This is a genomic window from Pseudomonas sp. SED1 (assembly GCF_034044025.1).
GTDB lineage: Bacteria > Pseudomonadota > Gammaproteobacteria > Pseudomonadales > Pseudomonadaceae > Aquipseudomonas.
This window is the reverse complement of sequence record NZ_JAXCIS010000200.1, coordinates 16,912-41,008: the sequence shown is the minus strand read 5'-3', so window position 1 is coordinate 41,008 and position 24,097 is coordinate 16,912. Positions and strand designations below refer to the sequence as shown.

General features: G+C 59.6%; 19 protein-coding genes. 8 read left to right on the top strand and 11 right to left on the bottom strand.

Translation table 11 applies throughout. The features are described from left to right. Positions 1-12 precede the first annotated feature (12 nt). The 9 genes from bamA to rpsB all read right to left on the bottom strand — a co-directional run bounded on the left by bamA (position 13) and on the right by rpsB (position 9,949). Positions 13-2,400 (bottom strand): outer membrane protein assembly factor BamA, encoded by a 2,388-nt coding sequence (gene bamA / locus SNL23_RS25475; RefSeq protein ID WP_167665531.1) that lies wholly within the window; start codon positions 2,398-2,400, stop codon positions 13-15. 74 nt (positions 2,401-2,474) lie between these two features. Beyond that, on the bottom strand, positions 2,475-3,827 hold the full coding sequence (rseP, locus tag SNL23_RS25470) for a sigma E protease regulator RseP (protein ID WP_318303989.1): 1,353 nt from the start codon (positions 3,825-3,827) through the stop codon (positions 2,475-2,477). A 53-nt stretch (positions 3,828-3,880) separates the two neighbouring features. After that, entirely contained in the window at positions 3,881-5,071 is a 1,191-nt protein-coding gene (gene ispC, locus SNL23_RS25465) for a 1-deoxy-D-xylulose-5-phosphate reductoisomerase (RefSeq protein WP_318303988.1), read from the bottom strand. Next, the gene (locus tag SNL23_RS25460; RefSeq protein WP_076015787.1) at positions 5,068-5,874 is read right to left on the bottom strand and encodes a phosphatidate cytidylyltransferase; all 807 of its coding nucleotides are present in this window, start codon (positions 5,872-5,874) and stop codon (positions 5,068-5,070) included. The genes ispC and SNL23_RS25460 overlap by 4 nt, the downstream gene beginning before the upstream one ends. After that, positions 5,874-6,629: a polyprenyl diphosphate synthase gene (gene uppS, locus SNL23_RS25455; protein WP_003219323.1), complete on the bottom strand. Its 756-nt coding sequence runs from the start codon at positions 6,627-6,629 to the stop codon at positions 5,874-5,876. The genes SNL23_RS25460 and uppS overlap by 1 nt, the downstream gene beginning before the upstream one ends. A 17-nt stretch (positions 6,630-6,646) precedes the next feature. Further along, positions 6,647-7,204: a ribosome recycling factor gene (gene frr, locus SNL23_RS25450; RefSeq protein ID WP_010176756.1), complete on the bottom strand. Its 558-nt coding sequence runs from the start codon at positions 7,202-7,204 to the stop codon at positions 6,647-6,649. Next, positions 7,201-7,944: a UMP kinase gene (pyrH, locus tag SNL23_RS25445; RefSeq protein WP_003219327.1), complete on the bottom strand. Its 744-nt coding sequence runs from the start codon at positions 7,942-7,944 to the stop codon at positions 7,201-7,203. Before pyrH ends, frr begins: the two co-directional genes overlap by 4 nt. Before the next feature lie 211 nt (positions 7,945-8,155). Then, positions 8,156-9,019: a translation elongation factor Ts gene (gene tsf / locus SNL23_RS25440; protein WP_318303986.1), complete on the bottom strand. Its 864-nt coding sequence runs from the start codon at positions 9,017-9,019 to the stop codon at positions 8,156-8,158. Between the two features lie 192 nt (positions 9,020-9,211). After that, positions 9,212-9,949, bottom strand: a complete 738-nt coding sequence (rpsB, locus tag SNL23_RS25435; protein WP_048719953.1) for a 30S ribosomal protein S2 — start codon at positions 9,947-9,949, stop codon at positions 9,212-9,214. A gap of 386 nt (positions 9,950-10,335) precedes the next feature. Here rpsB and map point away from each other — a divergent pair, with 386 nt between their 5' ends. From map to dapC, 3 genes are all read left to right on the top strand, one after another. After that, the gene (gene map / locus SNL23_RS25430; RefSeq protein ID WP_076015789.1) at positions 10,336-11,118 is read left to right on the top strand and encodes a type I methionyl aminopeptidase; all 783 of its coding nucleotides are present in this window, start codon (positions 10,336-10,338) and stop codon (positions 11,116-11,118) included. A 61-nt stretch (positions 11,119-11,179) separates the two neighbouring features. After that, the gene (locus SNL23_RS25425) at positions 11,180-13,882 is read left to right on the top strand and encodes a [protein-PII] uridylyltransferase (RefSeq protein ID WP_167665527.1); all 2,703 of its coding nucleotides are present in this window, start codon (positions 11,180-11,182) and stop codon (positions 13,880-13,882) included. Between the two features lie 45 nt (positions 13,883-13,927). Beyond that, on the top strand, positions 13,928-15,127 hold the full coding sequence (gene dapC / locus SNL23_RS25420; RefSeq protein WP_167665526.1) for a succinyldiaminopimelate transaminase: 1,200 nt from the start codon (positions 13,928-13,930) through the stop codon (positions 15,125-15,127). Positions 15,128-15,285: 158 nt separating this feature from the next. Here the strand turns inward: dapC and SNL23_RS25415 are convergent, their stop codons facing one another. Beyond that, positions 15,286-16,929 (bottom strand): Na+/H+ antiporter, encoded by a 1,644-nt coding sequence (locus tag SNL23_RS25415; RefSeq protein ID WP_076015792.1) that lies wholly within the window; start codon positions 16,927-16,929, stop codon positions 15,286-15,288. Positions 16,930-17,142: 213 nt separating this feature from the next. Here SNL23_RS25415 and SNL23_RS25410 point away from each other — a divergent pair, with 213 nt between their 5' ends. The 4 genes from SNL23_RS25410 (at position 17,143) to SNL23_RS25395 (ending at position 20,258) form a co-directional block, all read left to right on the top strand. Continuing rightward, positions 17,143-17,505, top strand: a complete 363-nt coding sequence (locus SNL23_RS25410) for an ArsC family reductase (RefSeq protein WP_167665525.1) — start codon at positions 17,143-17,145, stop codon at positions 17,503-17,505. Positions 17,506-17,538: 33 nt separating this feature from the next. After that, positions 17,539-18,573: a 2,3,4,5-tetrahydropyridine-2,6-dicarboxylate N-succinyltransferase gene (dapD, locus tag SNL23_RS25405; RefSeq protein ID WP_167665524.1), complete on the top strand. Its 1,035-nt coding sequence runs from the start codon at positions 17,539-17,541 to the stop codon at positions 18,571-18,573. Positions 18,574-18,642: 69 nt separating this feature from the next. After that, entirely contained in the window at positions 18,643-19,848 is a 1,206-nt protein-coding gene (locus tag SNL23_RS25400; RefSeq protein ID WP_318303981.1) for an aminotransferase class V-fold PLP-dependent enzyme, read from the top strand. After that, positions 19,845-20,258, top strand: a complete 414-nt coding sequence (locus SNL23_RS25395; RefSeq protein WP_318303980.1) for a SufE family protein — start codon at positions 19,845-19,847, stop codon at positions 20,256-20,258. The genes SNL23_RS25400 and SNL23_RS25395 overlap by 4 nt, the downstream gene beginning before the upstream one ends. Positions 20,259-20,360: 102 nt before the next feature. Here the strand turns inward: SNL23_RS25395 and tcdA are convergent, their stop codons facing one another. Beyond that, positions 20,361-21,185 carry a tRNA cyclic N6-threonylcarbamoyladenosine(37) synthase TcdA gene (gene tcdA / locus SNL23_RS25390; RefSeq protein WP_167665521.1) on the bottom strand — a complete coding sequence of 275 codons (825 nt, stop codon included), beginning with the start codon at positions 21,183-21,185 and terminating at the stop codon, positions 20,361-20,363. A gap of 218 nt (positions 21,186-21,403) precedes the next feature. On the opposite strand from tcdA, the gene SNL23_RS25385 reads away from it, so the two are divergent. Further along, positions 21,404-23,995, top strand: a complete 2,592-nt coding sequence (locus SNL23_RS25385; RefSeq protein ID WP_076015798.1) for a glycosyltransferase — start codon at positions 21,404-21,406, stop codon at positions 23,993-23,995. Positions 23,996-24,097 lie beyond the last annotated feature (102 nt).

Here is a 24,097-nt window from a genome sequence, read left to right as displayed (position 1 = left end):
TGGGTCAGACGCTTAGAACGTCTGGCCGAGGGAGAATTGGAAAATCTGGGTTTCAGCGTTATCCGGTTTCTTGATCGGCATGGCCAGAGCAAAGCTCAATGGGCCCAGCGCCGTCACCCAGGTCACGCCCACACCTACAGAGCTTGCCAGGTTGCTCAGACTTACGTCGTTGCATTGCGTGTTGGACTTCGAGCCATTCGGGTTGGTGACCTGTTCGCACTTGGAGTCGAACACGTTACCCACATCCCAGAAGACCGACGTACGCAGGGAACGTTGATCTTTCACGAATGGCAGCGGGAACAGGATTTCCGCACCACCCTGGATCAGCACGTTACCACCGAATGGCAGCGGGTCGTTGTCCGAGTCAGCCACGGTACCTTTGTTACCCGTTACATCCGCACCACGACTTGGGGTACCACGAGGGCCCAAGGTGCTGTCTTTGAAACCACGTACCGAGTTGAAACCACCCGCATAGTAGTTCTCATAGAACGGCAAGCCGCTGGTCGAACCGTAACCATCGCCATAACCCAGCTCGGTGTGCAGGCGCATGGTGTAGTTTTCGCTCAATGGCTGGAACAACTGGCCACGGTAGTCGAGTTTGAAGAACGACAGGTCGCTGCCCGGCGTGGTGGCTTCCAGAGTCAGGCTCTGGGAATGGCCACGGGTCGCCAGTACACCTTTGTTCAGGGTCGATTCCGACCAGCCGGCCGAAGCCTTGAAGTTCAGGAACTGGTCGCCTTCTTTACGCACGAAGTTGAAGATCTCATCCACGGTGTACACACCGGTCTTGATCTTGTCCTGTTGCGCGGTCAGGCCGAAGGTCAGACGCGAGGTCTCACTGATCGGGTAACCAATGTTGGCGCCAACACCCAGGCTGTCGATTGCATAGCTTGCAACATCAACGTCGAGGTCTTTGTAGTCGGTTGTGCGGTAGAAGGCGTTGTAGCCCAGGCTCACACCGTCAGCAGTCCAGTAGGGGTCGACATAACCGAAGTTATAGCGGCTCTGGTATTCGCTTCGGGTCAGCCCGATGGAAACCTTGTTACCGGTACCGAGGAAGTTGTTCTGGGTAATCGAACCACCGAGGATCAGACCGGCACTCTGGGCGAAACCGACACTGGCGGTAATCGAACCGGAGGCTTGTTCTTCTACGGCGTAGTTCACGTCAACCTGGTCATCCACGCCCGGTACAGCCGGGGTTTCAACGTTGACTTCTTTAAAGAAGCCCAGGCGCTCAAGTCGAACCTTGGACTGGTCGATCAGGTAAGTCGACGCCCAGCCACCTTCCATCTGACGCATTTCGCGACGCAGCACTTCGTCAGCAGACTTGGTGTTGCCACGGAAGTTGATGCGGTTCACGTAGGCACGCTTGCCCGGGTCTACAACGAAGGTGATGTCTACCGTGTGGTCTTCGTCGTGCGGGGTCGGTACGCCGTTGACGTTGGCGAAGGTATAGCCTTCGTTACCCAGGCGACGGGTGATCAGTTCCGACGTGGTGGTCATCAGCTTGCGCGAGAACACCTGGTCTTTCTGCACCAGTAACAGGGACTTGACCTGGTCTTCAGGCACTTTCAAGTCACCGCTGAGCTTGACGTCACGAACCTTGTACTTCTCGCCTTCGTTGACGTTGACCGTGATATAGACGTGCTTCTTGTCCGGGGTGATGGACACCTGGGTCGAAGCGATATCCATATTGATATAGCCACGGTCCAGGTAGTAGGAACGCAGGCGCTCCAGGTCACCGGACAGTTTTTCGCGAGCATACTTGTCATCGTTCTTGAAGAACGACAACCAGTTGGTGGTCTTGAGTTCGAACAGGTCAACCAGGTCGTCATCAGAGAACTTGGTGTTACCCACCACGTTGATGTGCTGGATCGCCGCCACGGTGCCTTCGTTGATGTTGACCTTCAGGCCGACGCGGTTACGCGGCTGCGGCACCACTTCAGTCTCGACGGTAGCCGAGTAACGGCCCTGGGCAACGTACTGGCGTTGCAGCTCGTTACGCACGCCTTCGAGGGTGGCACGCTGGAAGATCTCGCCTTCGGCAAGGCCCGATTGCTTGAGGCCTTTCATCAGGTCTTCAGTGGAGATCGCCTTGTTGCCTTCGATCTCGATACTGGCGACAGAAGGCCGCTCGACGACGGTGATGACGAGGACGTTACCTTCGCGACCCAGTTGGATATCTTGAAAGAACCCGGTTTTGAACAGCGCACGAGTGGATTCCACCAGGCGACGGTCATCAGCCTGTTCCCCGACGTTCAACGGCAAGGCACCAAAGACGCTACCCGCGGAAACCCGCTGGAGGCCGTTGACGCGAATATCGGAGATGGTGAAGGACTCGGCGTGAACTTCGGCGATCATCAATACGGTGAGAACCGCAGTTAGCAGCAGACGTTTCATGAAGTCCTTTCTTATTCCAACTGGCAATAAACAAACTGCCGCAAAATGCGGCAGATTCGCAATTCAGCGAAGCGTTACAGACGTCCCAGATCGTTGACCAGAGCTAACAACATCACCCCGACCACCAAACTGATACCGATCTGTATCCCCCAACCCTGCACCCGATCCGACAAGGGGCGACCACGCGCCCACTCGACCAGATAAAACAACAGATGCCCCCCATCCAATACTGGAATGGGCAACAAATTCAGAACCCCAAGGCTAATACTCAGATAAGCCAGGAAATTCAGGAAATCTACAACGCCCGACTGGGCAGAAGCGCCCGCCACTTTAGCAATGGTTATCGGTCCACTCAAGTTTTTTACCGAGAGCTCGCCGAACAACATTTTCTTGAGGGAATCGAGGGTCAGCACACTCATGGTCCAGGTGCGTCTCGCACCCTCGCCAATTGCCGCCAACGGCCCGAAACTGATCTCTCGCACCATCGACGGTGGCCACTCGACACCCTTAACACCGGCACCCAGGTAACCCCCGGCCGCCTTGGCTTCCCCGCGAACCGCCAGGGTTACAGGGACGTCGATTTGAGCACCATCGCGCTCAACTTTCAGCACAATTTTGGTATCAGGCCGAACACGCACCAGATCCACCACTTGCTGCCAGTCACCCAGCGCCTGGCCATCAAGGACCAACAGGCGATCACCGGCTTTCAGACCTGCGGCCTGGGCCGGCCCTTTCGGATCCAGCTCTGCCAGCACCGGCGGCAAGGCCGGACGCCACGGACGGATACCCAGGGACTTGATCGGATCAGGCTCATCGGAGCCCTTCAGCCAGTGGTCCAGGGTCAGCTCTCGCGCAGTTTCCGTGGTGGAGTCCTGCTCGCGCACCACCAACTTCACGATGCCGCTTTCACCCAGGCGACGCACCAACTGCAAATTGACCGCGCCCCAACCGGTGGTTGGTTCGCCATCAACTGCGACAATTTCTTGCCCGGCGGTCAGGCCAGCCTTGGCTGCCATGCTGTCCGCCTCGACCGCACCAATGACCGGCCGCACCTGCTGGCTGCCCAGCATGGCCAGGACCCAGAAGAACACCATGGCCAATAGAAAGTTGGCTATCGGGCCTGCTGCAACAATGGCGATACGCTGACGAACGGTCTTGCGATTAAAGGATTGGTCCAACTGATCAGCTGGCACTTCGCCTTCGCGCTCATCGAGCATCTTGACGTAGCCGCCCAACGGAATGGCCGCAATCACAAACTCGGTGCCGCGACGATCATGCCAACGCACCAAGGGCATGCCGAAGCCTACGGAAAAGCGCAGTACCTTGACGCCGCAACGACGCGCGACCCAGAAATGGCCGAACTCGTGGAAGGTAACCAGCACACCCAGAGCAACCAGGGTGCCGACAATCATGTAAAGCGCACTCATCTAATTTCTCCGCATTTCAATCCAGTGCCTGAAGGCTCGAAAACGCCCAAAGACTAACGCGTATTGCGGTTCAACCACTGCTCGGTCAAGGCCCGAGCCTTTGTATCTGCCTCGAACACTGCGCCCAGGTCATTCACGGCGACAACGGGCTCAAGGTTTAAAACGTCCTCGATGATACTCGCGATCTGCGGAAAGCGGATGCGTCGGTCAAGAAACGCCGCCACGGCCACTTCATTGGCCGCATTCAGCATCGCCGGGGCACTGTTACCTGCCTCGGCAGCTTGCCGCGCAAGACGCAGGCAAGGGAAGCGTTGCTCGTCGGGCGCTTCGAAGTCCAGACGGGCAATGGCAAACAGATCCAACGGCGCAACACCCGAATCCATCCGCTCCGGCCACGCCAGCGCATTGGCGATCGGCGTGCGCATGTCCGGATTGCCCAGCTGGGCCAATACCGAGCCATCCACGTAATCCACCAGGGAATGAATCACACTTTGCGGGTGGATCACCACCTCGACCTGATCCGGCCGGGCATCGAACAGCCAGCAGGCCTCGATAAGCTCCAGGCCTTTGTTCATCATGCTCGCTGAGTCCACCGAGATCTTGCGACCCATGGACCAGTTCGGATGAGCACACGCCTGATCAGGAGAAACATGCTCCAGATCGGCCAGCGGCGTCTGTCGGAACGGGCCGCCGGAGGCCGTCAGCAGAATCCGGCGCACACCAACCTGGCTCAACCCACGGGCGAAATCACCGGGCATGCACTGGAAAATCGCGTTGTGCTCGCTGTCCAGCGGCAACAGCACTGCGCCGCTCTTGCGCACCGCCTGCATAAAGAGCGCACCGGACATCACCAGGGCTTCTTTATTGGCCAGCAGAATCTTCTTGCCTGCATCAACGGCTGCCAGGGTCGGACGCAAGCCGGCAGCACCGACAATCGCCGCGACGACGGTGTCGACATCAGGGTCAGCCGAAACCTGGCACAACCCCTCCTCCCCCACCAATACCTGAGTCGCCAGGCCCGCAGCGCGCAGGTCATCCTGCAAACCACGTGCGGCCGCCGCTTCAGGTACGACGGCGTATTGCGGCGCGTGTCGCACACACAGCGCCAGCAGTTCGCTCAGGCGACTGAAGCCGGTCAATGCGAATACTTGATAACGCTCGGGATGACGGGCAATCACATCCAGGGTACTTAGCCCCACCGAGCCGGTAGCGCCCAGCACGGTCACCTGTTGCAGGCGGCTCACGAGGCAGCCATCCACAGCAGTACGGCAAAGATCGGGATCGCGGCCGTCAGGCTGTCGATGCGGTCCAGCACGCCACCGTGACCCGGCAGCAGGTTACTGCTGTCCTTGATCCCGGCCTGGCGCTTGAACATGCTTTCAGTCAGGTCACCGACCACCGAGATGAATACGACCACGGCCGCACCCACCAGGGACAGAAGCATTTCCTTGACGGTCCAGCCACGCACTACACCGACCACCAGGGTAATCACCAGGGTCAGGGCCAGGCCGCCATACACGCCTTCCCAGCTTTTACCCGGGCTGACAGCCGGCGCCAGCTTGCGCTTGCCGAAGGCACGACCGGAGAAATAAGCACCGATATCAGCACCCCACACCAGCACCATCACCGCCATGATCAGCCAGTTGCCCAGCTGCATGTGCTTGATATAGACCAGCCCTTGCCAAGCGGGCAGCAGGATCAAAAGACCGATCACCAGCTTGCAGGCGACACTCGACCAATGGCTGCTGGTGCCAGGATAGGTCAGCACCAGATAGGTCGCCAACGCCCACCACAGCACCGCCGCACCCAGCACCCAAGGCGCCACGTCCGGCAGGATGTACATCAGGAACATCAACAGTGCCACGACAGCGGCGTACACCACACGCGGCAACTGCGCCGCGAAACCGGCGAGCCGCGCCCATTCCCAGGCACCCAGTGTCACCACCAGGCCAATGAACAGCGCGAAATTTGCACCTTCAAGCAGGAAAAACCCGCACAGGGCAATAGGCAGCAGGATCAGCGCCGTGATGATTCGTTGTTTAAGCATTAAACCCGGGCTCCAGCTTCGATCTGCTCGCTCGTTTTACCGAAGCGACGCTGACGGGAAGCGAAATCGGCCAGCGCATTGCGCATGGCATCGTGTTTGAAGTCCGGCCAGAACAGGTCGGAGAAGTACAGTTCGGTATAGGCCAACTGCCACAACAGGAAGTTGCTGATGCGATGGTCGCCACCGGTACGAATGCACAGGTCCGGCAGCGGCAGGTCGCCGGTTACCAGACAGGTTTGCAACAGTTCGGGGGTGATGTCTTCGGGGCGCAAATGACCGGCTTGCACTTCCCGCGCAAGACGCTGCGCTGCCTGGGCAATATCCCACTGGCCGCCGTAGTTGGCTGCGATCTGCAGCACAAAACGGTTGCTGCCGGCAGTGATCGCCTCGGCTTCGCGCATCGCCGCTTGCAGCTCCGGATGGAACCGCGAACGGTCACCGATGATGCGCAGGCTGATGTTATTCTCGTTCAGGCGCTTGGCCTCACGACGCAGGGCCTTGAAGAACAGGTCCATCAAGGCACTGACCTCCTCGGCCGGGCGCTGCCAGTTTTCACTGGAGAACGCGAACAAGGTCAATACTTCGACCTTGGCCTCGGCGCACACCTCGATCACGGCACGCACCGCATCGACACCCGCCTTATGCCCGGCAACGCCAGGCATAAAGCGCTTCTTCGCCCAGCGATTATTCCCGTCCATGATGATCGCGACATGGCGCGGCACCACGGAGGGCACAGTCTGCTTGGTCTTTTCCATGAAGGCGTCCTGACCCCTTATACGGCCATCAGGTCCTTTTCTTTATCTTCCGTGGCCTTGGTGATCTGGGCCTCGGCATCTTTAGTCAGCTTATCGATATCGGCGACGGCACGGCGCTCTTCGTCTTCACTGATTTCCTTGTCCTTGACCAGCTTCTTCAGGTCACCCAAGGCATCACGACGAATGTTGCGCACGGCAACACGTGCATCTTCAGCTGCGCTGCGCGCCTGCTTGGTGAAGCCCTTGCGGGTTTCTTCGGTCAGGGCCGGCATGGAGATCAGCAGCAATTCGCCCAGGTTGGTCGGATTGAGGTTCAGGCCGGCGCTCTGGATGGCTTTGTCGACGGCGCCGAGCATGTTGCGCTCAAAGGCTACGACTTGCAGGGTGCGCGAATCTTTTACAGTGATGTTGGCCACTTGGGTGATGGAGGTATCAGCGCCGTAGTACGGCACCATCACGCTGCCCAGAATGCTTGGGTGAGCCTTGCCGGTACGAATCTGGCCAAATGCATGGTTCAGAGAGTCCAGGGATTTCTGCATGCGCTCTTGAGCGTCTTTTTTGATTTCGTTGATCATTGTTCGATTTCCTCGATCAGAGTCCCTTCCGCGCCGCCGTGTACGATGTTCAGCAGGGCACCGGGCTTGTTCATGTTAAATACGCGCAGCGGCATCTTGTGGTCGCGGCACAAGCAGATTGCCGTCAGGTCCATCACGCCCAGCTTGCGATCCAGCACTTCATCATAAGTCAGATGATCGAACTTCTCGGCATGCGGGTCTTTGAATGGGTCTGCGGTGTAAACACCATCAACCTTGGTGGCTTTTAGCACCACGTCCGCGTTGATCTCGATACCACGCAGGCAAGCTGCCGAGTCGGTGGTAAAGAACGGGTTGCCGGTACCGGCAGCAAAAATCACTACCTCTTTGGCATCCAGGTGACGCATGGCTTTGCGACGATCATAGTGATCCGTTACGCCAACCATGGAAATAGCCGACATGACGATGGCGGTGATGTTGGCGCGCTCAAGGGCGTCACGCATCGCCAGGGCGTTCATCACAGTGGCCAGCATGCCCATGTGGTCGCCTGTCACCCGATCCATGCCAGCAGCGCTCAGTGCTGCACCGCGGAACAGGTTGCCGCCGCCGATCACCAGACCGACCTGAACACCGATACCGACCAGTTGGCCGACTTCCAGCGCCATGCGATCGAGTACTTTGGGATCGATCCCAAACTCTTCCGAGCCCATCAGGGCCTCGCCGCTAAGCTTGAGTAGAATGCGTTTATAGCGAGCCTGATGACCACTGCCCTGCTGAGCCATTGCGAATCTCTCCTGCGGCGTATTTTTTGAAAATTCTTGGCAAGCCGTTTACGGCCTGCGTTCACTCTAGCTTGACGCTGTCACAGCGCCATCGGAACACGGCTTTGTAAGCCAGTTCCAAAGGGAAACCAATAAAAATCGATCACCCCATTTGAAAAGAGGCTGCGCGCGTAAGCGGGCAGCCTCTTTTGGGCGACAGTTGAAAACTGTCTTACTGCTTGGCGGCAGCCAGCTGGGCAGCAACTTCTTCAGCGAAGTTGTCGACCGGCTTCTCGATACCGTCGCCTACTTTGTAGTAAGTGAAGGAAACGATTTCAGCACCGGCTTTCTTGGCCAGTTCGCCAACCTTGATTTCAGGGTTCTTGACGAACGCCTGCTCAACCAGGGAAGCCTCAGCCAGGAACTTGCTGATGCGGCCTTTGATCATGTTTTCAACGATATTTTCCGGCTTGCCGGCGATTTTGTCAGCGTTGAGGCTCAGGAACACGGCTTTTTCGCGTTCGATTGCTTCAGCGGACACTTCCGATGGCAGCAGGAATTCAGGGTTGCTGGCCGCTACGTGCATAGCGATGTCTTTGGCCAGTTCAACGCTGCCGCCTTTAAGGGCAACCACAACGCCGATCTTGTTACCGTGCAGGTAACCACCGACAACATCACCTTCAACGCGAGCCAGGCGACGGATGTTGACGTTTTCGCCAACTTTGCCGACCAGTACCAGGCGAGCAGCTTCTTGAGCTTCGATCAACGGAGCGACGTCAGTCAGCTTGTCAGCGAACGCTTTTTCAACGCTTGCAGCGACAAATGCCTTGAAGTCGTCCTGCAGAGCCAGGAAGTCGGTCTGCGAGTTCACTTCCAGCAGAACGGCGGTTTTACCGTCTTCTTTAAGAGCGATAGCGCCTTCAGCAGCTACGTTGCCTGCTTTCTTGGCAGCCTTGATGGCGCCCGAAGCACGCATGTCATCAATGGCTTTTTCGATGTCGCCGCCGGCCTTGGTCAAGGCCTTTTTGCAATCCATCATGCCTTCGCCGGTACGCTCACGCAGTTCTTTAACCAACGCTGCAGTAATCTCTGCCATTTTCAAAATCCTCTTGGATAGGTTTTCAACCATTCCACCCGATTGAACGGGCGATCAATTCTTCCCGAATCACCCTTGTAGGCCGCTGCACGTTACAGATGTTGTAGCTGCGCTGCCGACAAATGGTTTTCGAGGTGGCAAAAAGGGGGCCAAGCCCCCTTTTTGCTTACTGAGTCAACGCCAAGGCGTCAGTTACTCAGCTGCTGCTACCGGAGCTTCTTCAACGAACTGCTCGGTGCCGCCAGCAACGTGGTTGCGGCCACGGATTACAGCGTCAGCCATCGAACCCATGTACAGCTGGATAGCGCGGATTGCGTCATCGTTGCCTGGGATGATGTAGTCAACGCCATCCGGGCTGCTGTTGGTATCGACTACGCCGATAACCGGGATGCCCAGCTTGTTGGCTTCGGTGATCGCGATGCGCTCGTGATCAACGTCGATAACGAACAGTGCGTCAGGCAGACCGCCCATGTCCTTGATACCACCCAGGGAACGATCGAGCTTTTCCAGGTCGCGAGTACGCATCAGCGCCTCTTTCTTGGTCAGCTTGGCGAAAGTACCGTCTTCGGCTTGCACTTCAAGGTCACGCAGACGCTTGATGGAAGCACGGATGGTTTTGAAGTTGGTCAGCATGCCGCCCAACCAGCGGTGATCGACGTACGGCGAACCGCAACGTGCTGCTTCTTCAGCAACGATCTTGCCAGCGGAACGCTTGGTGCCGACGAACAGAATCTTGTTTTTGCCCTGGGCCAGGCGCTCTACGAAAGTCAGAGCTTCGTTGAACATTGGCAGGGTTTTTTCAAGGTTGATGATGTGGATCTTGTTACGCGCGCCGAAAATGTATTTACCCATTTTCGGGTTCCAGTAACGGGTCTGGTGACCGAAGTGCACACCGGCCTTCAGCATATCGCGCATGTTGACTTGGGACATGATAGTTCCTTAATAAGTCGGGTTTGGCCTCCACGTATCCCAATGACCAACCAGCGGCATTCGCCTCCGGCACCCAGGTCATCGTGTCGACACGTGTGTGGATTTAAGCTTTGCGGGGTATCCCCGGAAAGCGGCGCATTTTATACCACAGAGCTTGCAAAAACGAAACCCGCAATCACATTTGCCGTCAGTCGCTTTTGCCTAAGCCTTTGAATAGAGCCAGAATGCCCCCATCCTTATAGACAGAAGCGATCGCCAGACGCTCATGGTTTCACCCCTGCGTCTGCTAGAATCGCGTTTTTTTGGGCTTGTGCGAATTCTGCAACCTTTTGTCGCACACCCGTAAACCGTATTGATTTCAGCGCGTCGCGCTAGAGAGAGCCTGTATGACCGTAACCCTCAAAACCGCCGAAGACATCGCTGGCATGCGCGTTGCCGGCAAACTGGCTGCCGACGTGCTGGAAATGATTGCCGAACACGTCAAGCCCGGCGTCACTACCGAAGCGCTGGACCGCATTTGCCACGACTATATCGTCGACGTGCAAAAGGCCATCCCTGCGCCGCTGAACTACAAGGGTTTCCCCAAGTCGATCTGCACCTCGATCAACCACGTGGTGTGCCACGGGATTCCAGGCGACAAGCCGCTGAAAGACGGTGACACCCTGAACATCGACGTCACCGTGATCAAGGACGGCTACCACGGCGACACCAGCCGCATGTTCCACGTCGGCTCCGTGCCGGTCTGGGCCGAGCGCCTGTCGCAAGTGACCCAGGAATGCATGTACAAGGCCATCGAGATCGTCAAGCCTGGCTGCCGCCTGGGCGACATCGGTGAAATCATCCAGAAGCACGCTGAAAAGAACGGCTTCTCGGTGGTGCGTGAATTCTGCGGCCACGGCATCGGCAAAGTGTTCCACGAAGAGCCGCAGATCCTGCACTACGGCCGTGCCGGCACCGGCATGGAGCTGAAGGCAGGCATGACCTTCACCATCGAGCCGATGATCAACCAGGGCAAGGCCGACACTAAGGTACTGGGCGACGGCTGGACCGCCATCACCAAGGACCGCAAGCTCTCGGCCCAATGGGAACACACCCTGCTGGTGACCGACACCGGCTACGAGATTTTCACCCTGCGTGCCGACGACACGATTCCTCGCGTTTCGGCGTAATGTTTGCACCGGTTTTCTAATAGCAACGCTGTGACCCATAGATAGAAAGGAAAACCGATCGATGCCCCAGGTGGATCCCGAACTCTTCGACCGTGGCCAGTTCCAGGCGGAACTGGCGCTGAAGGCCAGCCCTATCGCCGCCTTCAAGAAAGCCATTCGTCAAGCCCGCGAGGTACTCGACGAGCGCTTCCGCACGGGCCGGGACATCCGCCGGTTGATCGAGGACCGCGCCTGGTTCGTCGACAATATCCTGCAAAAGGCCTGGGAACAGTTCAGCTGGAGTGAAGACGCCGATATCGCCCTGGTGGCGGTCGGCGGCTACGGCCGTGGCGAACTGCACCCCTACTCCGATATCGACCTGCTGATTTTGCTGGACAGCGCCGATCACGAGATTTTTCGCGATTCCATCGAGCGTTTTCTGACCCTGTTGTGGGACATCGGCCTCGAGGTCGGCCAAAGCGTACGTTCAGTGGACGAATGCGCCCAGGAAGCCCGCGCCGACCTGACGGTGATCACCAACCTGATGGAAAGCCGCACCATCGCCGGCCCCGAGCGCCTGCGCCAGCGCATGCTGGAAGTCACCAGCACCGCGCGCATGTGGCCGAGCAAGGATTTCTTCCTGGCCAAGCGTGCTGAACAGAAAGCCCGGCACCACAAATACAACGACACCGAATACAACCTGGAACCCAACGTCAAAGGCTCCCCGGGCGGGCTGCGGGATATCCAGACGATTTTGTGGGTCGCGAGGCGCCAGTACGGCACCCTGAACCTGCGTGCCCTGGCCGGGGAAGGCTTCCTGGTGGAGAGCGAAAACGCCCTGCTGGCCTCCTCCCAGGAATTTCTCTGGAAAGTGCGCTACGCGTTGCACATGCTGGCCGGCCGCTCCGAAGACCGCCTGCTGTTCGATCACCAACGCTCTATCGCCACCTTGCTGGGGTTTGAAGGCGAAGACGCAAAGACCAGCATCGAAAGCTTCATGCAGCAGTACTACCGGGTGGTGATGAGCATTGCCCAGCTCAGCGACCTGATCATCCAGCATTTCGAAGAAGTGATCCTGGCCCCGGAAGACGAAGCACCGCCGCAGCCGATCAACTCGCGCTTCCAGTTGCACGATGGCTACATCGAGGCTCGCAACGACAACGTGTTCAAACGCACGCCGTTCGCCATGCTGGAAATCTTCGTGTTGATGGCCCAGCAGCCGGAAATCAAAGGCGTACGCGCCGACACCATTCGCTTGCTGCGGGAAAACCGTCACCTGATTGACGACGACTTCCGTAACGACATTCGCAACACCAGCCTGTTTATCGAGCTGTTCAAGTGCAAGATCGGCATCCACCGCAACCTGCGGCGCATGAACCGCTACGGGATCCTCGGGCGTTACCTGCCGGAGTTCGGCTTTATCGTCGGGCAGATGCAGCACGACCTGTTCCACATCTATACGGTGGACGCCCACACCCTGAACCTGATCAAGCACCTGCGTAAGTTGCAGTACACCCAGGTGTCAGAGAAATTCCCGCTGGCCAGCAAGCTCATGGCACGCCTGCCCAAGCCAGAATTGATCTACCTTGCCGGCCTGTACCACGACATCGGTAAGGGCCGTCACGGCGACCACTCGGAAATTGGTGCCGTGGACGCCGAGGCGTTCTGCCAGCGCCACCAGTTGCCGCTGTGGGACAGCCGCCTGATTGTATGGCTGGTGCAAAACCACCTGGTGATGTCCACCACCGCCCAGCGCAAGGACTTGTCCGACCCGCAGGTGATCCATGACTTCGCCCTGGCCGTCGGCGACGAAATCCGCCTCGACTACCTCTACGTGCTCACCGTCTCCGACATTAATGCCACCAACCCGACGCTGTGGAATTCCTGGCGCGCCAGCCTGTTGCGCCAGCTCTACACCGAGACCAAGCGCGCGCTGCGTCGCGGCCTGGAGAACCCGGTAGACCGCGAAGAGCAGATCCGCCGCACCCAAAGCGCGGCCCTGGATATTTTGGTGCGTGGCGGCAACGACCCGGACGACGTCGAGCAACTCTGGTCGCAGCTGGGAGACGACTACTTCCTGCGCCACACCGCCGGCGACGTGGCCTGGCACAGCGACGCGATCCTGCAGCAGCCGGCCGATGGCGGGCCGCTGGTGCTGATCAAGGAAACCACCCAGCGCGAGTTCGAGGGCGGCACGCAGATCTTCATCTACGCACCCGACCAACACGACTTCTTCGCCGTGACCGTGGCCGCGATGGACCAGCTCAACCTGAACATTCACGACGCCCGGGTGATCACCTCCAGCAGCCAGTTCACCCTCGACACCTACATCGTGCTCGACACGGAAGGCGAGTCCATCGGCGACAACCCGGAGCGGGTGAAAAAGATCCGCAAAGGCCTCACCGACGCGCTGCGCAACCCTGACGACTACCCGACCATCATCCAACGCCGGGTACCGCGCCAGCTCAAGCACTTTGCGTTCGCCCCCGAAGTCACTATCCACAACGACGCCCAGCGCCCGGTAACGGTGCTGGAACTCAGCGCACCGGACCGCCCGGGCCTGTTGGCGCGGATCGGCACGATCTTCCTGGAGTTCGACCTGTCGTTGCAGAACGCCAAGATTGCGACCCTGGGCGAACGGGTGGAAGACGTGTTCTTTATTACCGATGCCGACAACCAGCCGCTTTCCGACCCTGAACTGTGCCGACGCTTGCAGGAAGCCATCGTCCAGCAGTTGAGCGTCAACCAGGAGACCGGCGTCGAGATGTCACGCTTGAGCATCTGACCGGCCGCCATTTTCAGCTTCCAGTGAATTGAACGAGATTTATCGATGAACAATGCCCTGAACCAGTTGCAGCCCTACCCGTTCGAGAAATTGCGCGTCCTGCTGGGCAGCGTCACGCCGAACCCGGACAAACGCCCGATCGCCCTCTCCATCGGCGAGCCGAAGCACAAATCCCCGCAGTTCGTCGCCGACGCGCTGGCCAACAACCTGGACCAGATGGCGGTGTACCCGACCACCCTGGGCATTCCCGCCCTGCGCGAAGCCATTGGCGCCTGGTGCGAACGTCGTTTCAGCGTGCCCAAGGGCTGGCTCGACCCGGCGCGCAACATCCTGCCGGTGAACGGCACCCGTGAAGCGCTGTTCGCCTTCACCCAGACCGTGGTCAACCGTGGCGACGACGCGCTGGTGGTCAGCCCAAACCCGTTCTATCAGATCTACGAAGGCGCTGCGTTCCTCGCCGGGGCCAAGCCGCATTACCTGCCGTGCCTGGATGAAAACGGCTTCAACCCGGATTTCGACGCCGTGTCGCCGGACATTTGGAAACGCTGCCAGATCCTGTTCCTGTGCTCGCCAGGCAACCCGACCGGCGCACTGATTCCCGTCGACACCCTGAAAAAACTGATCGCCCTGGCCGACGAATACGACTTCGTGATCGCCGCCGACGAGTGCTACAGCGAGTTGTACTTCGACGAACAAACCCCGCCGCCGGGCCTGCTCAGTGCCTGCGTCGAACTGGGTCGCCAGGACTTCAAGCGTTGCGTGGTGTTCCACAGCCTGTCCAAGCGCTCCAACCTGCCGGGCCTGCGTTCGGGCTTTGTGGCCGGCGATGCCGAAATCCTCAAGGGTTTCCTGCTGTACCGCACCTACCACGGCTGCGCGATGCCGGTGCAAACCCAACTGGCGAGCATCGCCGCCTGGCAGGACGAAGCCCACGTGCAGGCCAACCGTGATCTGTACCGGCAGAAGTTTGATGCCGTGCTGGCGATCCTGAAGCCGGTGCTGGACGTGCAAAACCCGGACGGCGGGTTCTACCTGTGGCCGAACGTGAGTGGCGACGATGCGGCGTTCTGCCGGGACTTGTTCGTGGAAGAACACGTGACCGTGGTACCGGGTTCGTACCTGTCGCGGGAAGTGGACGGGGTCAACCCAGGCGCCGGGCGTGTGCGCCTGGCACTGGTTGCGCCGCTGGCCGAGTGTGTGGAAGCAGCCGAGCGGATTCGCGACTTCATCACTCGCAATAAATAATTGCGCTGAATGTGGCGAGGGAGCTTGCTCCCGCTCGGCTGCGCAGCAGTCGTAAACCGGCTGACGCTGTTTCCCTGCATGAATGAAGTCGCCAGCGTTGGGGCGACTTCGTCACCCAGCGGGCGCAAGCTCCCTCGCCACAAGTAAGCACCGCGGTGTTATTTGACGTGACCCAGGTTCGCCTCGCTCATATCCAGATCCGCCAACACCTCCCGTAGCACGTCATCACCAATCTGGTGGTGACGACTCAGGCTATACAGCTCCAGGCGCTGCGCCCGCAGGGCCTTGAGCCGCAACTTGCGCTCCAGTTGGTCCATCTGAAACGCCAGCGCCTGGGCTTCGGCCGAATCATTGAACACCTCCAATTGATGACGATACTCCGACATCAACCGCGCCTTGAGCTCGGTGGCCAAGGCTGCCTGAGCGGCATCCAGAGGTGCAGCTTCAGCGGGTTCTTCGGTTTCGAGTGCATGGATAGCCGCCACGGCGGTCTTCTTCCAGGCCTCGCGCACTTCATTGTGGCGTTTCTCATCCGGGCTCTTCTCGATGCCGCGCAACAGCAGCGGCAAAGCGATGCAGGCCGCGACGAGCGACAGCAGGATCACACCGGCGGCGATGAAGATCAGCAGGTCGCGCTCCGGAAACGCTTCACCGGGAGCCAGCAGCAACGGCACCGACATCACACCCGCCAGGGTCACCGCACCACGCACCCCACCCACGGTCAACAGCCAGCAGGAACGGGCCGTTGGTACCAGCGTCAGCTCACTTTTCCCACGCAGGCGGCGCAGCAATCCCGACAGGCGCCAGATGCTTTGCACCCAGATAAACCGCAACACCACCAGCACCAGGAAAATCGCGATAACGTCCAGGCAGCGATACAGCAACGTCGGCCACAGCGTCGGCTCATGGCTGACCACCGCCTTGATAATGTCCGGCAATTGCAGGCCCAGCAGCAGGAAGATCAGACCGTTGAAGGCAAACTCCAGCAGCGACCAGACACTGCGATTGAGCAAGCGGGTGCTGGTCTGGCGCGGCAGCAGGTCGAGCCAGCTTTGCATCATCCCTGCGGCCACCGCCGACAAGATCCCCGATGCGCCAAGGCGTTCAGCCAGCACGTAGGCAGCGAACGGCAGCAGCAACATGAACACCACGTGCGTCGCCGGGTCGTCCCAGCCCCGTGCAATCATCCAGGACCGCAGGCGGCCCACCAGCCAGCTCAACGCTACGCCGATGGCCAGGCCACCGACGGCTACCAGCACAAATGTCAGGCTGGCATTGGCCAGGGAGAACACCCCGGTAACTGCCGCCACCAGGGCAAACTTGAAGGTCACCAGGCCCGAAGCATCATTCATCAGCGCCTCGCCCTGAAGCATATGCATCAAAGGCGTTGGCAAACGATTCTGGGAAATGGCCGACACCGCCACGGCATCCGTCGGCGACAGCACGGCCGCCAGGGCGAAGGCCACCGGCAGTGGAATACTCGGCAACAACCAATGAATGAAGTACCCGGCACCGACCACGGTGAACAGCACCAGGCCCACCGCCAGCGTCAGGATCGGCCCGCGCAGGCGCCACAATTCTCGCTTGGGCATGCGCCAGCCGTCCGAGAACAGCAGCGGCGGCAGAAACAGGAACAGAAACAACTCAGGGTCCAGGGCCACATGCAGCCCCAGGGTCGGCCAGGCCAGCAAGGCACCGGCGGCGATCTGCACCAGTGGCAACGGCAGTGGGATGATGCGCCCGACAAGGCGCGAAACGCTGACCAGCATCAGCAGGATAAGTACGGTGTAGGCGGTTTGCATAACGCGGGATTCCCAGACAATCAACTTGCAACAACACACATCAGGCAACAACTCGCCGTTGAAGTGCCATATTAGCCGCCTATGCTGCGCGATGGCCTTTGCACAAAAGTCGCACGCGAGCAAAACGTAATGTTGACGAGCGGCGCCGAAAGCCGCTGGCCATGGCATAATCCGTGACCTTTCATTTGCGTCAGCCCAAAGGGGGGCAATTCCTTGACCGATTCAAGCAAAACGCTGCACCTTTTCGGCATCAAAGCCTGCGACACCATGAAAAAGGCGCGCACCTGGCTCGATGAACACGCTATCAAGTATGAGTTTCATGACTACAAAACGGCCGGTATCGACCGCGAACACTTGACCCAATGGTGCAATGAGCACGGTTGGCAGGTGGTTTTGAACCGTGCGGGCACCACCTTTCGCAAACTCGAAGACGAACGCAAAGCCGATCTCGACCAAGCGAAAGCCATTGAATTGATGCTCGCGCAACCCTCGATGATCAAGCGACCAGTGCTTGATCTCGGTGACAAAACCCTGATTGGCTTCAAGCCAGATAGCTATTCGGCGGCCCTCAAGTAGGCCTGCCCACTCCATTTTTGTAGAGGTAACAGCATGTCCAATTCCCTGTTCAGCCTGGGCTTCGGCGTCGGCACTCAGAACCGCCAAGGTGCTTGGCTGGAAGTGTTTTACGCACAACCGCTGCTCAATCCATCGGCTGAAATCATCGCTGCCATCGCGCCGATCCTCGGTTACACCGAAGGCAACCAGGCGATCACTTTCACCGTCACCCAGGCCCTGCAACTGGCTGACGCGCTCAAAGGCGTCGACGCTGCCCAAGCCGCTCTGTTAAGCCGCCTGGCTGAAAGCCACACGCCACTGGTCGCCACGCTGCTGGCCGAAGACGCCGCACTGACGTCCACCCCTGAGGCTTACCTCAAGCTGCACCTGCTGTCCCATCGCTTGGTCAAGCCACACGGCCTGAGCCTGGCCGGTGTGTTCCCGCAACTGCCGAACGTGGCCTGGACCAGCCAGGGCGCGATCGACATCGCCGAGCTGGCCGAGCGTCAACTGGAAGCGCGCCTGCGTGGCGACCTGCTGGAAGTGTTCTCGGTGGACAAGTTCCCGAAAATGACCGACTACGTAGTGCCGAGCGGCGTGCGCATTGCTGATGCCGCGCGCATCCGCCTGGGCGCCTACGTGGGCGAAGGCACTACCGTGATGCACGAAGGTTTCGTCAACTTCAACGCCGGTACCGAAGGCCCGGGCATGATCGAAGGCCGTGTGTCGGCTGGCGTATTCGTCGGCAAGGGTTCGGACCTGGGCGGCGGTTGCTCCACCATGGGCACCCTGTCGGGCGGCGGCAACATTGTGATCAAGGTCGGCGAAGGCTGCCTGATCGGCGCCAACGCCGGTATCGGTATCCCGTTGGGCGACCGCAACACCGTGGAATCGGGCCTGTACGTCACCGCCGGTACCAAGGTTGCACTGCTGGATGAAGCAAACCAGCTGGTCAAAGTGGTCAAGGCCCGTGAGCTGGCCGGCCAGCCGGACCTGTTGTTCCGCCGCAACTCCGAGACCGGTGCCGTGGAGTGCAAAACCCACAAATCGGCCATCGAACTGAACGCAGCGCTGCACGCTCACAACTAAGCAGCGACTCGATGCCACTGACGGCCCACACCTTGCCGGTGTGGGCCGTTTATACGAGCCTTGATCACCATGCTTGTGCCCTCTCCCTGGCGCGCCGATTTCCCGGCCATCGCCACCCTGCTACGGCAAGACCAGACCTATCTGGACAACGCCGCCACCACGCAAAAACCTCAAGCCTTGTTGGACGCCATCAGCCATTACTACGCCAATGGCGCAGCCAATGTGCACCGTGCCCAGCATTTGCAGGGCGCCCATGCGACCCAGGCGTTCGAGGACAGTCGCAGTAAAGTGGCGCAGTGGCTGAACGTCGGTGACAACGGGCAAATCATCTTCACCCACGGCGCGACGTCGGCGCTGAACCTCCTGGCCTATGGCCTTGAGCACCTATTCAACCCGGGCGACGAAATTGTCATCAGCGCCCTGGAGCACCACGCCAACCTGCTGCCGTGGCAACAATTGGCCAAACGTCGCGGGCTGGAGTTGGTGGTACTGCCGCTTAACGATGACGGCTTGATCGACCTGCAAGCCGCCGCCCGAATGATCGGCCCGCGCACCCGCCTGCTGGCGGTGAGCCAACTGTCCAACGTGCTTGGCGCCTGGCAGCCGTTGCCGCAATTGCTGGCCCTGGCCAAGGCCCACGACGCACTGACGGTGGTCGATGGCGCCCAGGGCGTCGTTCATGGTCGCCATGACATGCAGGCCCTGGGCTGTGACTTCTACGTGTTTTCCAGCCACAAGCTCTACGGTCCGGATGGCGTCGGCGTGCTTTACGGTCGCACCGAAGCCCTGCATCACCTGCGCCATTGGCAGTTTGGAGGCGAGATGGTGCAACTGGCCGACTATCAAAGCGCCAGCTTCCGCCCCGCGCCCCTTGGTTTCGAAGCCGGAACACCGCCGATCGCCAGCGTGATCGGCCTGGGCGCAACCCTGGATTACCTGAGTTCCCTGGATCAACAAGCCGTGACGGCCCACGAAGCCGCTTTGCACGACTACCTGTTGCGCGGCCTGCAAGCCCGCAACGGCGTGCGCCTGCTGGGTTCGCCGCAAGTGGCCCTGGCCAGTTTTGTGGTGGAAGGCGTACACAACGCCGACCTCGCCCACTTGCTGACTGAACAAGGGATTGCCGTACGCGCCGGCCATCATTGTGCGATGCCGCTGCTCAAGCAGATGGGATTGTCGGGGGCGATTCGGGTGTCGCTGGCGCTGTACAACGATTCCGATGACCTGGAACGCTTTTTTGAAGCGCTGGATCAAGCCCTGGATATGCTGCGATGAGCTTGCCGACGGAGGCCGTTGTGGCGCTGCAGGCGTTTCAGGTGGTCGGGAGTTGGGAGCAACGCGCCCGCCTGCTGATGCAATGGGGTGAGCGTCTTCCCCCGTTGCTGGATGAAGACAAGGTCGACGCCAACCTGGTGCAGGGCTGTGAAAGCCTGGTGTGGCTGGTGGGGCGCTTGCAGGATGGCCACTGGCAGTTTGCCGCCAGCAGCGATGCGCGCCTGATACGCGGGCTGGTGGCGTTGTTGCTGGCACGGGTTAACGGTTTGTCTGCCGCTGAGTTGCAGGCGGTCGACTTGCCCGACTGGTTCAATCAACTGGGTCTGTCGCGGCAGCTATCACCGTCACGCAGCAATGGTCTGAATGCAGTGCTTCAGCGCATGCGGAAGTTGAGCCTCACACAAAACTAAATGTGGGAGCGGGCTTGCTCGCGAAGGCGGAGTGTCAGTCACCAGATAGGTCGACTGATACACCGCCTTCGCGAGCAAGCCCGCTCCCACATTTTGATCTTTTCAGGGTGCAGAGATCGGTGTTGCCTGAACTCTGTCAGCAGGCCTGCGCACCCCGGCCACAATCTTGTCCACCGCCTTGGTCGCCGCCACCATGCCGAAAGTCGCGGTGACCATCATCACCGCGCCAAACCCGCCGGCGCAGTCCAGTTTCACGCCATCTCCGACAAAACTCTTCTGCAAACAGATGCTGCCGTCCGGCTTTGGATAACGCAGTTGTTCGGTGGAAAACACGCAGGGCACACTGTAATGGCGGGTCACGGTGCGTGAGAAGCCATAGTCGCGGCGCAGGGTGGAACGCACTTTCGACGCCAGCGGGTCATTGAACGTACGGTTCAAATCACACACCTGAATCAGCGTCGGATCAATCTGCCCACCCGCGCCGCCAGTGGTGATGATCTGGATCTTGCGCCGCTTGCACCAGGCGATCAGCGCGGCCTTGGCATTGACGCTGTCGATGCAGTCGATCACGCAATCGATATTGGGCGTGATGTACTCGGCCATGGTCTCGCGGGTGACAAAATCCGCCACCGCATGCACGGTGCAGTCCGGGTTGATGCCCTTCAGGCGCTCAGCCATGACCTCGACCTTGGCCTTGCCCACCGTGCTGTCCAGCGCATGCAACTGACGGTTGCTGTTGCTGACGCACACATCATCCAGGTCAAACAGCGAAATTTCGCCCACCCCGCAACGAGCGATCGCTTCCGCCGCCCACGAGCCCACACCGCCCACGCCGACGATGGCCACGTGGGCCGCCTTCAAGCGTTCCAGGCCTTCAATGCCATACAAGCGGGCGACGCCGGCAAACCGCGGATCTTCTGTACTCATGACCATTACCCCAAAAACCGGCGCGCATTATAGGGCGTTGCCGCGACAAGTTCGACGCATCCAGCTACAAGTAAAGAACTTAGGTGAACTTTCGCTGCCCAATGTTCGGTTTTTCTCGGCTTGCTGTACGGTCAGTGAAAGGCCGGTGTAGGATGCGCGCCGTTCGGCGCAGGCCGACACCTCTTTTCGTTCCACACCCTTTGGAACCCGAAATAGCCATGTCATCGCGTAAATTTGGACTCAACCTGGTGGTAGTGCTGGCAATTGCCGCGCTGTTCACCGGCTTCTGGGCGCTGATCAACCGCCCGGTCACTGCCCCTAACTGGCCTGAACAGATCTCCGGTTTTTCCTACTCGCCGTTCCAGCAAGGCCAGTTCCCACAGAAAGACCAGTATCCGACTGACGATCAAATGCGTCAGGACCTGGCGATCATGAGCAAGCTGACGGACAACATCCGTACCTACTCGGTCGACGGCACCCTGGGGGATATCCCCAAGCTGGCGGAAGAGTTCGGCCTGCGGGTGACCCTGGGTATCTGGATCAGCCCGGACCTCGAGCGCAACGAGCGCGAGATCCAGCGTGCCATCGAAATCGCCAACAACTCCCGCAGCGTCGTGCGGGTGGTGGTGGGTAACGAAGCGCTGTTCCGTGAAGAAATCACCCCGGAGGCGCTGATCGTGCTGCTGGACCGGGTGCGCGCCGCCGTGAAAGTACCGGTGACGACTTCCGAGCAATGGCACATCTGGGAAAAGAACCCGCAACTGGCCAAGCACGTCGACCTGATCGCCGCGCACATCCTGCCGTTCTGGGAATTCATTCCGATGGACAAGGCCGGCCAGTACGTACTCGACCGCGCCCGGGACCTGAAGAAATTGTTCCCGAAAAAGCCGCTGCTGCTGTCGGAGGTTGGCTGGCCGAGTAACGGCCGCATGCGTGGTGGCAATGAAACGTCCCCGGCCGACCAGGCAATTTACCTGCGCACACTGGTGAACAAGCTCAATCGCCAGGGCTACAACTACTTCGTGATCGAGGCGTTCGACCAGCCGTGGAAAGTCAGCGATGAAGGCTCGGCGGGCGCCTACTGGGGCGTGTTCAACGCCGCACGCCAGCAGAAATTCAACTTTGAAGGGCCGGTGGTAGCGATCCCGCAATGGCGGGTGCTGGCCATCGGTTCGGTGGTGCTTGCGCTGCTGTCCCTGACGTTACTGATGATCGACGGCTCGGCCCTGCGCCAGCGAGGCCGGACCTTCCTGACCTTCATCGCGTTCCTGTGCGGTTCGGTGCTGGTGTGGATCGGTTACGACTACAGCCAGCAATACAGCACCTGGTTCAGCGTTACCGTGGGCATCCTCCTGGCCCTCGGCGCCCTGGGCGTATTCATCGTTCTGCTGACCGAGGCCCATGAACTGGCGGAAGCGGTCTGGACCCACAAACGCCGGCGTGAATTCCTGCCGGTTGAAGGGGATTCAGACTACCGCCCGAAAGTCTCGATCCACGTGCCGTGCTACAACGAGCCGCCGGAGATGGTCAAACAGACCCTCGACGCCCTGGCCGCCCTCGACTATCCGGACTACGAAGTCCTGATCATCGACAACAACACCAAGGACCCGGCCGTGTGGGAGCCAGTGCGCGACTACTGCGAAACCCTGGGCCCGCGCTTCAAGTTCTTCCACGTCTCGCCCCTGGCCGGTTTCAAGGGCGGCGCGCTGAACTACCTGATCCCGCATACCGCCAAGGATGCCGAAGTGATCGCGGTGATCGACTCCGATTACTGCGTGTCGCCAAACTGGCTCAAGCACATGGTGCCGCACTTCGCCGATCCGAAAATCGCCGTGGTGCAGTCGCCACAGGATTATCGCGACCAGAACGAAAGCACCTTCAAGAAGCTCTGCTACGCGGAATACAAAGGCTTCTTCCATATCGGCATGGTCACCCGCAACGACCGTGACGCGATCATCCAGCACGGCACAATGACCATGACCCGGCGTTCGGTGCTTGAAGAACTGGGCTGGGCCGACTGGTGCATCTGCGAAGATGCCGAGCTGGGCCTTCGGGTATTCGAGAAAGGCCTGTCGGCGGCGTACTACCACGACAGCTACGGCAAGGGCCTGATGCCCGATACCTTTATCGACTTCAAGAAACAGCGTTTCCGCTGGGCCTACGGAGCGATTCAGATCATCAAGCGTCACACCGCAAGCCTCCTGCGCGGCAAGGACACCGAGCTGACCCGTGGCCAGCGCTACCACTTTCTCGCGGGCTGGTTGCCGTGGGTGGCAGACGGCATGAACATCTTCTTCACCGTGGGCGCCCTGCTGTGGTCGGCGGCGATGATTATCGTGCCGACGCGGGTTGACCCGCCGCTGCTGATTTTCGCGATCCCGCCGTTGGCGTTGTTCGTGTTCAAGGTCGGCAAGATTATCTTCCTCTACCGTCGTGCGGTGGGTGTGAACCTGAAAGATGCGTTCTGCGCGGCACTGGCCGGGTTGGCGTTGTCCCACACCATCGCCAAGGCGGTGCTGTACGGCTTCTTCACCACCAGCATTCCGTTCTTTCGTACACCGAAGAACGCCGATAACCACGGTTTCTGGGTCGCGATTTCCGAAGCCCGGGAAGAGATGTTCATCATGCTGCTGTTGTGGGGCGCGGCACTGGGGATTTACCTGGTGCAGGGCCTGCCGAGCAATGACATACGCTTCTGGGTGGTGATGTTGCTGGTGCAGTCGCTGCCGTATGTGGCGGCGCTGATCATGGCGTTCCTGTCGTCGCTGCCGAAACCGGCGCCGAAGGAAGAGCCTGTGACGGCCGCTTAAAATCCTGCGCAATGCACTAAACGGCGGCCTCTGGCCGCCGTTTTGCTATAAGATAACGGCCCTTTTGCCTTGCACATGACTGTAGGAGCGAGCTTGCTCGCG